This is a genomic window from Croceibacterium aestuarii, from assembly GCF_030657335.1.
GTDB lineage: Bacteria > Pseudomonadota > Alphaproteobacteria > Sphingomonadales > Sphingomonadaceae > Croceibacterium_B > Croceibacterium_B aestuarii.
Genome location: NZ_CP131039.1, coordinates 2,966,903 through 2,978,742, shown reverse-complemented (window position 1 = coordinate 2,978,742; position 11,840 = coordinate 2,966,903). Strand labels below are relative to the sequence as shown.

At 67.4% G+C, this 11,840-nt stretch carries 15 protein-coding genes and 1 tRNA gene; 10 read left to right on the top strand and 6 right to left on the bottom strand.

Going from position 1 to position 11,840, the window contains the following annotated elements:
* The first annotated feature begins 44 nt into the window (after nt 1-44).
* The 5 genes from Q7I88_RS14750 to Q7I88_RS14730 all read left to right on the top strand — a co-directional run bounded on the left by Q7I88_RS14750 (nt 45) and on the right by Q7I88_RS14730 (nt 2,777).
* Entirely contained in the window at nt 45-413 is a 369-nt protein-coding gene (locus tag Q7I88_RS14750) for a dihydroneopterin aldolase (protein WP_305096665.1), read from the top strand.
* Nucleotides 413-823, top strand: coding sequence for a Rossmann fold domain-containing protein (locus tag Q7I88_RS14745; RefSeq protein WP_305096664.1), 411 nt, complete (start codon nt 413-415; stop codon nt 821-823). The genes Q7I88_RS14750 and Q7I88_RS14745 overlap by 1 nt, the downstream gene beginning before the upstream one ends.
* Nucleotides 824-1,064: 241 nt before the next feature.
* Entirely contained in the window at nt 1,065-2,066 is a 1,002-nt protein-coding gene (moaA, locus tag Q7I88_RS14740; RefSeq protein ID WP_305096663.1) for a GTP 3',8-cyclase MoaA, read from the top strand.
* Between the two features lie 2 nt (nt 2,067-2,068).
* Nucleotides 2,069-2,311: a MoaD/ThiS family protein gene (locus Q7I88_RS14735; protein ID WP_305096662.1), complete on the top strand. Its 243-nt coding sequence runs from the start codon at nt 2,069-2,071 to the stop codon at nt 2,309-2,311.
* A complete protein-coding gene (locus Q7I88_RS14730; RefSeq protein WP_305096661.1) occupies nt 2,274-2,777 on the top strand; it encodes a molybdenum cofactor biosynthesis protein MoaE in 504 nt (167 codons plus the stop codon). The genes Q7I88_RS14735 and Q7I88_RS14730 overlap by 38 nt, the downstream gene beginning before the upstream one ends.
* A 134-nt stretch (nt 2,778-2,911) precedes the next feature.
* On the opposite strand, the gene Q7I88_RS14725 is transcribed toward Q7I88_RS14730, so the two are convergent.
* On the bottom strand, nt 2,912-3,424 hold the full coding sequence (locus Q7I88_RS14725; protein ID WP_305096660.1) for a hypothetical protein: 513 nt from the start codon (nt 3,422-3,424) through the stop codon (nt 2,912-2,914).
* Nucleotides 3,425-3,607: 183 nt separating this feature from the next.
* On the opposite strand from Q7I88_RS14725, the gene rplU reads away from it, so the two are divergent.
* From rplU to Q7I88_RS14710, 3 genes are all read left to right on the top strand, one after another.
* On the top strand, nt 3,608-4,186 hold the full coding sequence (gene rplU, locus Q7I88_RS14720; RefSeq protein ID WP_305096659.1) for a 50S ribosomal protein L21: 579 nt from the start codon (nt 3,608-3,610) through the stop codon (nt 4,184-4,186).
* A gap of 26 nt (nt 4,187-4,212) precedes the next feature.
* Nucleotides 4,213-4,482: a 50S ribosomal protein L27 gene (gene rpmA, locus Q7I88_RS14715; protein ID WP_305096658.1), complete on the top strand. Its 270-nt coding sequence runs from the start codon at nt 4,213-4,215 to the stop codon at nt 4,480-4,482.
* A gap of 169 nt (nt 4,483-4,651) precedes the next feature.
* Nucleotides 4,652-5,209, top strand: coding sequence for a GNAT family N-acetyltransferase (locus Q7I88_RS14710; protein WP_305096657.1), 558 nt, complete (start codon nt 4,652-4,654; stop codon nt 5,207-5,209).
* A 70-nt stretch (nt 5,210-5,279) separates the two neighbouring features.
* Here the strand turns inward: Q7I88_RS14710 and Q7I88_RS14705 are convergent.
* The 5 genes from Q7I88_RS14705 to infA form a co-directional block, all read right to left on the bottom strand.
* Nucleotides 5,280-5,355: transfer RNA gene (locus Q7I88_RS14705), tRNA-Phe, on the bottom strand.
* A 123-nt stretch (nt 5,356-5,478) separates the two neighbouring features.
* Nucleotides 5,479-5,649 carry a DNA gyrase inhibitor YacG gene (locus tag Q7I88_RS14700; protein ID WP_305096656.1) on the bottom strand — a complete coding sequence of 57 codons (171 nt, stop codon included), beginning with the start codon at nt 5,647-5,649 and terminating at the stop codon, nt 5,479-5,481.
* Nucleotides 5,646-6,605 carry a ribonuclease E/G gene (locus Q7I88_RS14695; RefSeq protein ID WP_305096655.1) on the bottom strand — a complete coding sequence of 320 codons (960 nt, stop codon included), beginning with the start codon at nt 6,603-6,605 and terminating at the stop codon, nt 5,646-5,648. The genes Q7I88_RS14700 and Q7I88_RS14695 overlap by 4 nt, the downstream gene beginning before the upstream one ends.
* A complete protein-coding gene (locus tag Q7I88_RS14690) occupies nt 6,598-7,173 on the bottom strand; it encodes a Maf family protein (protein WP_305096654.1) in 576 nt (191 codons plus the stop codon). Before Q7I88_RS14690 ends, Q7I88_RS14695 begins: the two co-directional genes overlap by 8 nt.
* Nucleotides 7,174-7,187: 14 nt before the next feature.
* The gene (gene infA, locus Q7I88_RS14685) at nt 7,188-7,433 is read right to left on the bottom strand and encodes a translation initiation factor IF-1 (protein WP_159795785.1); all 246 of its coding nucleotides are present in this window, start codon (nt 7,431-7,433) and stop codon (nt 7,188-7,190) included.
* A gap of 203 nt (nt 7,434-7,636) precedes the next feature.
* Here infA and Q7I88_RS14680 point away from each other — a divergent pair, with 203 nt between their 5' ends.
* Both Q7I88_RS14680 and Q7I88_RS14675 read left to right on the top strand, forming a co-directional pair.
* The gene (locus Q7I88_RS14680; RefSeq protein WP_305096653.1) at nt 7,637-10,723 is read left to right on the top strand and encodes a porin family protein; all 3,087 of its coding nucleotides are present in this window, start codon (nt 7,637-7,639) and stop codon (nt 10,721-10,723) included.
* A gap of 91 nt (nt 10,724-10,814) precedes the next feature.
* On the top strand, nt 10,815-11,831 hold the full coding sequence (locus Q7I88_RS14675; protein WP_305096652.1) for an AI-2E family transporter: 1,017 nt from the start codon (nt 10,815-10,817) through the stop codon (nt 11,829-11,831).
* Nucleotides 11,832-11,840: the final 9 nt, after the last annotated feature.

Genomic DNA, 11,840 nt, shown 5'->3' with positions numbered 1-11,840 from the left:
CCGCACCGCCTGCCATCCGCGCCGCGTACTTGCGGGAGACTCCGGTGGCCGACTGCCTCTATCTCGAAATCGCCAACTTCGAGCACATGGTGCACACGGGCATCTACTCGGAGGAGACCGGCCGGCCGCAGCCGCTGCGCTTCACCGTGCGCGTCAAACTCAAGGCACAGGACCGCTACGAGCCCGAGACCCATCTCGACGCCAGCAAGAACTACATGGACCTCAAGTTCGCCGCCTCCGAAGCCCTTGGCGACACCCACTTCAAGCTCATCGAGGCGGTCGCCGAGCATGTCGCCGACACGCTGTTCGTCCAGGACCAGCGGGTCGAGGAAGTCAGCGTCAAGATCGTCAAGCTGGCGCTGAGCGAGGCGGACGAGGAGATCGGCATTACCCTGACGCGCGAGCGGCGCTGATGGTGACATTGCAGATCGACGTGGCCGATTTGCCCGCCGGTCCGCTCGACGCCGCGGCGGAGTTCTACGCGACGTGGCTGCCGAGAGCCCGGGCGCACCTTCCTCCCCGTAACGGGGAGGGGGACCATGCGGAGCATGGTGGAGGGGAGTCGCCGGGCCGGGAATCCCTTCCGTCGGCGTCCGCGCCGCTGCCCTCTCCCCGTGCAGGGGAAGCTCTCGTCATCGTCTTTCCGCCCGCATCGCACGAACACCGCGCCTGGCGCCTGGCGGCGGTGCAGGAACTCGCACGCGAGATGGCGCCCCGCCGGGTCAACGGCATCGTCGGCGCCGACCGGCAGGATATCGCGCGCACGCTGGCCTACCTGGAGCGCGCTCCGGGCGTCACCGGCCAGCTCCTCGCTGTTGCCTAGCCCTTTCCTACACCGCGGCGATCTGCTTGGGTTGGCCGATGCGCGTGCTCGCCTGCAATCCGCCTTTCCGCCCCTGTCCGCACGCCAATCTGCGCGAGGGCGAGTTTTTTCGTCCTGGATCGTGTAACACCCGGTCCATGTCTGTCACCTTCGTCAGCAGGAACGCGCTGAAAGCTGAACGAATCGCTGCCCAAGGCCAAATGCGTTTGAACTTCCCCGCCGCCGCCTCCACAATGGCGCCATGAGCTGCGACAAACCCCTCGTCGATGCGTTCAACCGGCGGATCAGCTACCTGCGCCTGTCGGTGACCGATCGCTGCGACCTGCGCTGCACCTACTGCATGCCCGAGGCGATGCAGTTCCTGCCGCGCAAGGACGTCCTCAGCCTCGAAGAGCTGCACAAGCTCGCGCTCGCCTTCATCGACCGCGGGATCACCAAGATCCGCCTGACCGGCGGCGAACCGCTCGTCCGCCGCGACATGATCGAACTGGTCCGCGCGGTCGGCCGCAAGCTCGGGGACGGGCTCGACGAGCTGACGCTGACCACCAACGGCACCCAGCTGGAGAAATTCGCTGCCGACCTGTTCGTGGCCGGCGTGCGGCGCATCAACGTCTCGCTCGACACGATGGACGGGGAGTTGTTCCAGCAGCTGAGCCGCCGCGACCGGCTGGTGCAGGTGCTGCGCGGGATCGCCGCGGCGAAGGAGGCGGGGCTCAAGGTCAAGCTCAACACCGTGGCGCTCAAGGGGCTGAACGAGGAGGAGATACCGTTCCTCGTCGAATGGGCCCACGCGATGGGGCACGAGATCACCCTGATCGAGGTCATGCCGCTTGGCGAGATCGAGGGCGACCGCGTCGATCACTACCTGCCGCTGACCGCGATCAAGGACGTGCTCGACGCGCGCTGGACGCTGACTCCTTCGGGCCACAACAGCGGCGGCCCGGCGCGCTACTGGGACGTGGCCGAAACGGGCGGGCGGGTCGGCCTGATAACCCCGCTGACCAACAACTTCTGCGCCGGGTGCAACCGCATCCGCGTGACGGCCACGGGCGAACTCTACGCCTGCCTCGGCGGGGCGGAGAAGGTCGATCTGCGCGCCGCGCTGCGCTCCGATGCGCCCGATGCGAACCTCGCCGAAGCGCTCGACGAGGCCATGCGCATCAAGCCTGAACGGCACCATTTCCGCATCGAGGAAGGTGCTGCCCCGGCCCAGCCGCGGCACATGTCGCTCACCGGGGGCTGAGCATGGGCGTGAAGCTGGTCTTCCTCGGCAAGCTGGCCGACCTCGCGGGTGCGCCCGAGATGGAGGTCGACGCGCCGCTCGACTGGGGCTCGCTTGTCGAAGGCCTCGATGCGGACCTCGCCGAGGCGATAGAGGGCGACAAGGTCCGGCTCGCGCTCAACGGGACGGTCCTTGCCGACAAGCACACCCTCGATGCCGGCGACGGCGATGAGGTCGCGCTGCTGCCGCCCGTTTCGGGAGGCTGACTTGGACCCCGACGTCCGCCTGCTCGACAAGGGCTTCTCGCCCGGCAAAGCGCTCGGCCTGTTCGCCAAGGCCCATCCCGAGGCGGGCGGCATCGCCAGCTTCGTCGGCAAGGTGCGGCCCGACGACTTGGTGCAGGTGCTCAAACTGAGCCATTACGAACCGCTCACGCTGCCGGGGATGCGCGCGCTCGCCGCCCAGACGGCCGGCCGCTGGCCGCTCGACGGGCTGCTGATCCATCACCGGGTCGGCTACATGCGTCCGGGCGCGCCGATCGTGCTCGTCGCCGCAGCGGCTCGGCACCGCCGCGCTGCGATCGAGGCGGTCGACTTCGCGATGGACCATCTCAAGTCCGACGCCTGGTTCTGGAAGCGCGAGAAGCGCGGCGGGACATGGCACTGGATCGAACCGCGCGCAGAGGACCACGCCGACCTCGCGCGCTGGAGCGAGGCGACGGGGCGAGATTGACTCCGGTCAATGCAGGTCGGCGCGGCGATCACCATTATCGCGGCAAGCAATCGGGGCACAGCACCGCCGTGGCCCTCCGCTCGCTCACAAGCTCCTCCCCTGGCGCGGGTCCACGTGGCCCGCGCTCCTTTTTCTCAGCGCAGGGCGCTGCGGATCTCGTCGATCCCGGCGGTCTCGAAATCCACCATCTCGCCGATCAGCGCCTGCGCGTCCTTGAACTCCGCGGTCCGGGCGCCTTCTGTCGCCGCCGCGACCAGCATCCGGTCGATGTCGGCCAGCGGCACCATCGTGCGACTGCGCTCGGTCTCGAGACCGGCAATGGCGACACTGGCGCGCGCCCAGGCGTCGCTGCCGACCTCTGCGCCGCGCGCAGCCAGCACCGCACGGCGCACTCCGTCGAGCTTGTCGCGGTACGACTCGAAAGCGGCATGCGCCTGCTCGACCAGGTTTTCGACGTCGTTCATGGCCGCTGCGGAAGGCGGGGCGGGCACATAGCGCTCGGGCCGTTGCAACGTGCCGGTGGCTCGCTCCGCATCGCGCACCGCGAGGCTGGGATAGGTGCCTTGCGGGCTGGCGCAGGCGGCCAGGGCTATGGCAAGGAGAGCAGGAGCGACGCGTTTGACCATCGCCGAGGCACCTAGCGCCACGCGGCCCTGCTTTCCAGCACGATCGGGCGAAATTCCCGTCCCGCGGGCGTTGACAGCGCGAGCCTCTTCGCCTAACGGCTGCGCTCTTTCCGGCACCCGGTTGGGTGCCCTTTTTGTCGTTTGCGCCGCGCGTTTTCCTATGTGGGGTGTGAAGGCAGTCGATACGAACGGATTAGGTGAACCATGTTCGCAGTAGTGCGCACGGGCGGTAAGCAATATCGCGTTTCCGCCGGAGACAAGATCGCGGTCGAGAAGCTGGCTGGCGAAGCCGGTGACACCGTCGAGCTGGGCGACGTCCTGCTCGCCGGCGACGGCGGCGATATGAAGGACGCGGCCAAGGTCAAGGTCGCGGCCGAGATCATCGCCCAGGCGAAGAGCGAGAAGGTCACGGTGTTCAAGAAGCGCCGCCGGCACAACTATCGCCGCAAGGCCGGGCACCGCCAGCAGATGACCCTGCTGCGCATCGTCCAGGTCGGCGATTCGAAGGTGGAGAAGGCTGCCCCCAAGAAGGACGAGGCCCCGGTGAAGGTCTCCAAGAAGGCGGACCACGAAGCGCAGAAGGACAGCCCGGCCAAGGGCGTCGACACCGCGAAGGAAGACAAGGCGCAGAAGGCGGAGCCGGTCAAGAAGGCCGCGACCGCCGCCAAGGCCGACGAAACCAAGCCGGCGGCCAAGAAGGCTGCCGCGCCGAAGAAGGAAGCAGCGGACGAGAAGCCCGCCGCGAAGAAGGCCCCGGCGAAGAAGCCGGCGGCCAAGAAGTAATCAAGCCGAGTACGGAGTAAGACGAGATGGCACACAAGAAAGCAGGCGGTTCGTCGCGTAACGGTCGCGATTCGGCCGGCCGTCGCCTCGGCGTGAAGAAGTTCGGCAGCCAGGAAGTGATTCCGGGCAACATTATCGTGCGCCAGCGCGGGACCAAGTTCTATCCGGGTGCCAACGTCGGCATCGGCAAGGACCACACCCTGTTTGCGCTCGAAGCCGGTCGCGTGCGCTTCCACGACGGTGAGCTCGGTCGCAAGTACGTATCGGTCGACATGATGGCAGCCGCCGCCGAATAACCGGATGAACCGATAAAGGGGTCATCCACCGGGATGGCCCCGCCGGAGGCAAGAACTCCGGCCAGTCGAGGGAGATGGGGCCAGACCCGTCTCCCTTTTTTAGTCTCCCTCGCAACAAGACCGTCACGTCCCTCAGGCAAGGGCGCGTCGGCACGAGGGAGTAAGTGCGATGTTCTACCGGAGTGAGAGGCTGTTCCTGCGGCCCGCCTTCCCGGAGGATTCCAGGGCGGTGTACGACGGAATCTGCGATGCCGGTGTCGTGGCGATGCTGTCGCGCGCGCCGTGGCCCTATCGCATGGCCGATGCAGAGCAATTCTGTGCCCGCGACGTGCCCGCCAAAGAGCCGCGCTTCCTCATTACCCTGCCGGATGCCTCCGGTGCGCCCGTGATCGGCTGCATCGGCCTCCACGAGGAAGAGGGCGGGGCCGAGCTGGGCTATTGGATCGCCCGCGCGCACTGGGGTCGCGGGTATGCAAGCGAAGCAGGCAGAGCAATGATCGAGGTTTCGCGCGCAATCGGACATCGCAAGCTCGTGGCCGGGCATTATCTCGACAATCCGGCCTCGGGCCGCGTGCTGCGCAAGCTCGGCTTCCGCGAAACCGGCGAGGTACGCCCGACCCGGTGCCGGGCGCGCGGCGGCGACCTCGTGCTGGCCCGGCGCTATGCGCTCGATCTCGAAACGACCGGCGGTGAGGTCGACGCCGACGCCGCCATGAAGGCAGCGTGAGCTGCTGGAGATGTAGTGCGGGCAGCGGCTTGCCACTGTGGCTTGGCCGCCGCTCGAGCTATCGAGAATATGGTGCCCGGGGGCGGGTTCGAACCACCGACACCACGATTTTCAGTCGTGTGCTCTACCAACTGAGCTACCCGGGCATCGCTGCAGCAAGGGCCGGAAAACCGGCCCGCGAGCGGTTGGAAGCGCGCCTATGGCGGGCGCCGGCGTGCTTTGCAAGGGGGTAATCCGTCCGCCGTCCAGGAAGCGGGGGCCGGGCGTAATCAGTCCTCGTCGCGTAGCTCGTCTTCTGGCTCTACGGCCGGGCCCGGTATTGCGTAACCTTCGTTGAACCAGCTGGCGAGGTCGCGGTCGCGGCACCGCGCCGAACAGAACGGAGCAAACTCTTCGCTGCGCGGCTTGCGACAGATCGGGCAGGGTCTGGACTTGGTCATGCCGTCAGCGCCTGCGCGAAGCCGCCGTCGAGTGCAAGTCCGGGGTCTTGAGAAATGCTCACGTTCCGGCCGCTGCGGCGGGCGAGTTCGTCGAGCCATTCCGCGCTGGTCTGCGCCACCACGGCGGGATGGGCAGTGAGCAGCAGCGTTCCCGGGTCGGCGACCTGTCCGGCGCGCCGCAGCAGCATCCTTGCCGCAGCGGCGGCGCGGTGCAGCGCGAGCCGATGGAGCAGGGATGGACGCTCGAGCCGCGCGACGATGTGCACCAGGCCGAAGCCGTTCATCGCTGTGCGCTCGTGCGGCCAGCCGTCGAGCGCAGCAGCCAGTTGCGCGTCGACCGCGCGGCGCTCGGCCTTGTCGGGCAAGGCGGGAAAATCGATGGCGATCGAGCCGCCAAGATCCAACCGGCGCAGCACCGAGGCGATCGCCGGTACGGCGGCGCGCGCGAGCTGTGCGGGGGCTAGCGCGCCGTCGACATCGATCGCGGTTAGTGCCGGGGTCGGGGAGATGGTAAGGTTGCCCCCCGGAAAGGTTGCTTCGCCGGACCAGGCCTGCGCCCACACCTCTTCCCACAGACCCGCGGGGAACGCGCGTACGACCTTTCCTCCCAGCGCCACCGCCAGACTTGCGACAGGACGGGGCTCTGCACCGCATGGCCGCGCCTGCGCGCGCTTGAAACGGCCCCGCTCGGCCATTGCCGGGCGGGTCACTTCAAGACGCATGGTGGCGCCCTCACGGCTGCCGGCCGGCAAGCGCGCAACTAGCGCTTCTTCGCCGCCGGGGAAAAGCGCCGTCCCGCGGCACCGGGCCGGTTCGTAGTGCAAAAGCTTCGCGTCCGCGACCAATCCGGCTGCCAGGCCGCCGGGCCAGTCGAGCTTGGCAGCGATTGCGTCTCCGTCCTCGACGAGCAGCGCGCGGTGCTCGCCGATCCCTTCTTCGATCAGCCACTCAGCCAATGGCGAAGCCTGCTGCGCGTAGCAGCGCCCGGGTTTCGAACAGCGGCAAGCCCACCACGCCGGAGTGGCTCCCGGAAATCCACGCGATCAGTCCTTCGGCGCTGCCCTGAATGGCATAGCCGCCAGCCTTGCCATGCCACTCGCCTCCGGCGAGGTACGCGGCGATCTCTTCCTCGGAGAGCCGCTTGAAGCGAACTTGCGTCTCGCTCAGCCTTTCGCGCAGGCCGCCGTCGGGCGCGCGCAGGGCGATAGCGGACAGGACGCGGTGGCGCCTTCCAGAGAGCAGTTCAAGGCAACGGCGCGCCGTTGCTTCGTCTTCGGCCTTAGGCAGGATGCGCCGGCCGACTGCGACGACGGTGTCGCCGGCCAGCACGAAAGCCTCTCCCTCTTTCGCTGCTGCCGCCTTCTCGCGGGCCATGCGCTCGGCATAGTCTCGCGGCAGTTCGCCCTTCAGCGGCGTCTCGTCGATATCCGCGCCGCTCGCTCGCACGGGCTCGACGCCGAGCCGCGCGAGCAGTTCGAGACGCCTCGGACTGGCCGACGCGAGGATCAGGGAGGGGGCGTCCAAGCGCCGCCCGCCGCTTATTGCGGGCCCGGGCCGCCCCGGCCGGGCATGAAGCGGTAGGTGATGCGGCCCTTGGTCAGGTCGTAGGGCGTCAGTTCGACAAGGACTTCGTCGGCGACGAGCACGCGGATCCGGTTCTTGCGCATCTTGCCGGCGGTATGTCCGATGATCTGATGGCCGTTTTCGAGCTCAACCCGGAACATCGCGTTGGGCAGCAGCTCGACCACCTTTCCGCGCATTTCGAGGAGTTCTTCTTTCGCCATATAGTTCGTAGTTCCGTTGCCTTGTCTCTGGTGGCCGCGCCCATACCCGTGCCTGCGCCAAAATGGAAGCCTCGCCGCGGCAGGTCGTTAGGGCGCGATACACTTGCGACACTTTATTACCCGAACTGCGCTTGTGAGAATGGTGGGTTTCTCCAAATAGCGCGCCGGGGGCTTGTACACGTGTATTCGAAGGATATCCGCGCTTGCGACTGCATCCCGCCACTAGCCTCGCCGCCCTTGCCGTTGCCCTGAGCACACCTGCCTTTGCGCAGGATTCGACGCCCGCACCGGCCGCGGATTCGACGACTGTCGGCAAGGCCCAAGACGGCGTCGAGCAGATGACCCCGGAGCAGCAGCAGGACCTGTCCGAGAACGAGATCCTGGTCATCGCGGGATCGCTGCGCGGCCAGGTCGACGCTCCGCAACCGGCGATCGTCGAGCTGAACGAGGAGGACATCGCTTCCTACGGCGCCGGGTCGCTGGCAGACCTCGTCGCCGCCCTGTCGAGCGAAACCGGCAGCGGCCGTGGGCGCGGCGCTGGCCGCCCGGTCTTCCTGCTCAACGGCCTGCGCGTGTCCTCGTTTCGCGAAATGCGTTCGTTCCCGCCCGAGGCTATCAAGAAGGTCGAGATCCTTCCCGAGGAAGTGGCACAGAAATACGGCTATCCGCCCGACCAGCGGGTCATCAACTTCATCCTCAAGGAGAATTTTTCGAGCAAGGAGCTCGAACTCCAGTACAGCCAGCCCGATCGCGGCGGGACCTCGACCAAGGAAGCCGACGCGACCCTGCTCAGGATCGATGGGGCGAGCCGTCTCAATCTCGACCTCGATGTCACCGATACCAGCCCACTGACCGAAGCCGAGCGCGGTATCGTCCAGACCATCGTCCCGGCCGCACCCGGCGATCCCGATCAGGCGCCCTACCGGACATTGGTGGCTGACGCGCAGACCTACCAGCTGACCGCCAACTGGACCCGCGGGCTTGGCGATGCCGGGGCTTCACTCAGCCTGAACGGAACTCTCAGTCGCAATGACAGCACTTCGCTGTCGGGTCTCAACACCGTGCTGCTGGTCGATCCGGTTGGCGATAGCCGCCTGCGCATCTTCGGCGCGGACGATCCGCTGGCGCGCCGCTCGCGCACCGACAACGCGGCGCTGGGAGCGACGCTGAACGCCAATGCCGGCGACTGGCAGCTGACCGCCACGCTCGACGCCAGCCGCAACGATACGACGACCAAGATCGACAGGCGCGCCGATACCGCGGCTCTGCAGGCTGCGGCACTCGCCGGGACCTTCGGACTCGACGACCCGATTTCCTCGTTCGCTTCGCCCGGTTTCGACACCGCAAACAGCATCTCCGACAACGCCAGCGCCAAGTTCACGGCCATCGGCCAGCCCCTCACGTTGCCGGCAGGCGATCTCGCGGTGACGCTCGACGCCGGGTTCGACTGGGACCGCATCAAGAGCGACGACACGCGCACTGCACTGCCCCAGACGAAGTTGACGCGCGGCAATCTCAACGGCGGCGTCAACGTCTCGGTGCCGATTGCCAGCCGCGACTACGAGGTGCTCGCCTTTCTGGGCGACCTGACCGCGACGTTCAGCGCCGGGGCCGACCACCTTTCGGATTTCGGCACTCTGACCGACTGGACCGCGGGGCTCACCTGGAGCCCGTTCGAGAAACTGTCTCTCCAGGCGACGCGGATCGTGCGCGATGCCGCGCCGGGGCTCAGCCAGCTCGGAGCGCCGGCAATCACGACCTTCAATGTGCCGGTGTACGATTTTGCCAACAACCGCACCGTGCTGGCGCAAGTGACGAGCGGCGGCAATCCGGACCTTCGGCGCGAGACGCAGCGCGATCTCCGGTTCGGCGCGTTCTACGACCTGCCGCTGTTCGACCGCTCGACCGTATCCATCGAATATTTCCGCAACCGCTCGAACGACGTGACCGCGTCTTTCCCGGTTCTGACCCCGGCGATAGAGGCCGCATTCCCCGGCCGTGTGACGCGCGACGGAGCCGGCAATCTGGTCGCCCTGGACCAACGACCGGTGACTTTCGCTGAGCAGCGCTCGTCGCGCATCCGCGCGGGGCTCAATCTTTCCGGCCGCATCGGCCAGCGCCCGGAACCCGGCGAGCGTGGCGGCGGCGGTTCGGGCGGCCGTGCCGGACCCGGCGGTTCGGGAGGCGGCGCAGCGCCCGCCGGTCGAGGCGGTCCGGGCGGCGGCGGTCCTCCGCCCTTCCTGTTCGGAGGCCAGCAGGGCGCAGGCGGCGGGGGCACCTTCAACCGCGAGGCGTTCCAGAAATTCCGCGAACAGCTCTGCGCCGAGGGCGGCGGAGCGCCGGACATCTCGGGTCTCCCGGAGCAGATGCAGCAACGGCTCAAGGGCGCCGACGGCAATCCCGATCCCGCGCGGCTCGCCGAGATGCGCCAGCGCATGTGCGGCGCGAATGGGCAAGGCGGCCCCGGGCAGGCATTCAACCGGGAGGGTTTCCAGCGCCTGCAGGCAGCCTTCTGCGAGGACGGCAAAGCCAAGGCCGAGCCGGACCTTTCGGTCCTGCCCGAACAATTCCGTCAACGGCTCATGGGCCCCGACGGGGTCACACCCGATGCCGAGCGCGTCGCCCAGCTGCAGCAACGCGTCTGCGCTGCGGATCCGGCGCAGTTTGCCGCCGGCGGCCCAGCGCAGGGCGGAGAGGCAGCTCCGGGCGGGCAATCGAGCCAACCGGGCGCAGGCAGTGGCGGCGGCCAGCGCCAAGGCGCCGCCGCGGCCCCAGGCGTACCTTTCGGGAGAGGCCGCGGCGGTAACTTCGGCCGCTGGAACCTGTCGGTGAACTACACCCGCGAACTCGACAACACAGTTCTGATCGCGCCGGGCGGGCCGCTGCTGGATCTCCTCGACGGCGATGCCCTGACCGGCGGCGGCGTGTCGAAGAACAGCTTCGAGGTGAACGGCGGGGCGTTCTACAACGGGATGGGCCTGCGCCTCCGCGGCAAGTACAGCGGCAAGACGCGGGTCGACGGCAGCGGGCTACCGGGCAGCACCGATCTCTATTTCGGCGATCTGTTCACGCTCGATTTGCGGCTTTTCGCCGACCTCGGCCGCAAGGAGAAGCTGGTCGAGAAGGTGCCCTTCCTCAAGGGCACCCGGGTCTCCTTCAGCGTCGACAACCTGACCGATGCTCACCAGCGGGTGACCGACGGAAACGGCGACACCCCGCTGCGCTACCAGCCGCTACTGCTCGATCCGCTCGGCCGCACGTTCAGCGTGGAGTTCCGCAAGTTGTTCTGACGTTTGGGTGCCGATTGGGCGGACGGAGGCGGGACCCTTCGGCAAACCTATCCATTCAATCGGCATGGATGCGCCGCGAGACCCCTTCCGATTGATAATCAAATCGCTGATCGCTGCGGCGGCAGTCGTCGTCATCGTGCTGGTGATTTTCAAGCTGCTGAGCCTGCTCGTGCTGGTCTTTGCCGCGGTGGTCGCCGGCACGCTGATCCGTGCGCTTGCCGATGCGATCGCAGCGCACTCCCCTTTGGGAGACAGCCCGTCTTTCTATGCGGCGCTGCTGCTGATCGTGGCGGTGATCGGCGGGTTGGGATGGTTCTTCGGGGCCCAGCTGCAGAACGACTTCACGCGATTGTCGGGCACGCTGACGCAGACCTGGCAAAGTCTCGAGGGCAGCATTGCGTCCTTCCCCGGCGGCGACAAGATTGTCGCGTCGCTGAAAAGCGGTTCTTTCTCGGGAGACGAGGTCGTTCCGCGGCTCTCGTCGGCCCTCAGTTCGCTGGCCACCGCGGTCACCGATACGGTCCTGTTCCTGTTCGGCGCGGTCTTCATCGCCAGCGATCCCGGCCTCTATCGGCGCGGACTGCTCATGCTGTTCCCGCGCAGCAAGCGCGACCTGGCCGGAGAGGCGCTGTGCGAAGCAGGCGCTTCGCTTCGCCTGTGGATGCTCGGCCAGTTCATCTCCATGACCTTCATCGGGGTGGCCACTGGCCTGGTACTGTGGCTCGTCGGCGTTCCCTCGGCAAGCGTGCTGGGCCTCATCGCCGGTTTTCTCGAGATCATCCCGTACCTCGGCCCGATCCTCGCGGCCGTACCCATCCTCGCCATGGCGGCGGGCGAGGGACAGCAGACTCTGTTGCTCGCACTCGTGGCGATGGTCGGGATCCAACAGCTCGAGGGCAGCCTGGTCACGCCCTTCATTCACAAGAAGGTCGTCTCGCTGCCGCCCGCGGTCTCGGTTTTCGGGGTCGTTGCCGGCGGGATTCTGTTCGGCCCGATCGGCTTGCTGTTCGCCGCCCCCTTGCTGATCGTCGTCTTCGTGCTGATCAAGCGGCTTTACGTGGAGGAAACGCTCCACACCCCGGTAAACGTGCCCGGACGCGACGGCTGACGGGGTGAC